3 protein-coding genes are annotated in these 1,512 nt (G+C 61.1%); all 3 read left to right on the top strand.

The features are described from left to right. The coding region (rfbA, locus tag AC2VON_RS09450; RefSeq protein WP_486952710.1) for a glucose-1-phosphate thymidylyltransferase RfbA at positions 1-871 on the top strand (871 nt) is incomplete at its 5' end. Between the two features lie 63 nt (positions 872-934). Beyond that, positions 935-1,282 carry a hemophore-related protein gene (locus AC2VON_RS09445; protein ID WP_486952712.1) on the top strand — a complete coding sequence of 116 codons (348 nt, stop codon included), beginning with the start codon at positions 935-937 and terminating at the stop codon, positions 1,280-1,282. Positions 1,283-1,387: 105 nt separating this feature from the next. After that, a partial coding sequence (locus tag AC2VON_RS09440) for an NAD-dependent epimerase/dehydratase family protein (protein ID WP_486952711.1) occupies positions 1,388-1,512 on the top strand: 125 nt, incomplete at its 3' end.

Genomic DNA, 1,512 nt, shown 5'->3' with positions numbered 1-1,512 from the left:
GCGCGGAATCATCCTCGCGGGCGGAGTCGGCTCCCGGCTGCATCCGATCACCGTGGGCACCAGCAAGCAGCTGCTGCCGGTGTTCAACAAGCCGATGATCTACTATCCCCTGTCCACTCTCATCCTTGCGGGAATTCGCGACATCCTGGTCATCACGACGCCCACCGATGTCGCGGCATTTGAAAGATTATTGGGCGATGGTTCCCAGTTCGGTATCTCGATCAGCTATGTGGTTCAGCCGGTTGCAGACGGGCTCGCTCGCGCATTCGTCATCGGCAAAGCCCACATCGGGACCGACTCCGTGGCACTCATTCTGGGTGACAATATTTTCTATGGTTCCGGCCTGGGGGCACAGCTCGGCCGCTTCAGTGACATCCATGGCGGCGGAATTTTCGCCTATCGGGTATCCGATCCGACGGCATACGGCGTCGTCGAGTTCGATGCCCACGGCCGCGCAATCTGCATCGAGGAAAAGCCGAAGCGTCCCCGCTCGAATTACGCAGTGCCCGGACTGTACTTTTATGACAACGATGTGGTCGACATTGCAGCCTCGCTACGGCCATCGGATCGTGGCGAGTACGAGATCACCGACGTCAATCGTGTTTACCTCGACAGGGGCGATTTGTCGGTAGAAGTCCTACGCCGCGGGACCGCGTGGCTGGACACGGGGACCTTCGATTCCTTGCTCGACGCCGGGAACTATGTCCGCACCATCGAACGGCGTGAAGGCCTGAACATCGGTGTCCCGGAGGAAGTCGCTTGGCGGCGTGGCTTCATCAGCGACGACCAGCTACGCGAACGCGCCGAATGCCTGGTCAAATCGGGATACGGCAGTTACTTACTCGACCTTCTCGACGGAGTGGGCAGATGACCTCAAGCAAAAGTTTGAGCCGACCGACGAGAGTGGGTGGGATCAGTTGAAAGGAATCTGAATATGAGCAAACTGTCATTGGCCACGCTGGCTGTCGCGGCTGGCAGTCTGGCGCTGTCATCGATCGCTGGAGCCGGGGTCGCCGGGGTCGCGTCCGCAGATCCCGATCTGGACCCGATCATCAATACCACCTGCAGCTATCCGCAGGTGATAAGCGCGTTGAACGCGAGCAATCCGGAAGTTGCCGCGCAATTCAACGCATCGCCGCTGGCGCAGACCAGTCTGCAGCGGTTCCTCGCCTCGCCGCCGAGCCAACGCCTGCAGATGATCCAGCAGGTACAGGGTTCGCCAAGAGCACAGCAGATGTTTGGCCTCGTCCAACAGGTCGCCGCGACCTGCCATAACTACTGAGCAGATTAGGCACGGTGCCGGCGTGTGTGCACGGCACGTGGTGGCGTGAGGCACCGGCAGGACCAGGATGGGAGGGCCGAACGTACCTGCCGCTACTGTTGTCCCATGCGGTTGCTGGTCACCGGCGGTGCCGGATTCATCGGCGCGAACTTCGTGCACGGCACGCTGCGGGAGCGCCCCGATACGGCGGTGACGGTGCTCGATGCGTTGACCTACGCCGGCAGTAGCGA

Source organism: Mycobacterium sp. TH-M82, from assembly GCF_057473605.1.
Note: the sequence above shows the minus strand (reverse complement) of the source record. Positions and strands in the feature narration are given on the sequence as shown.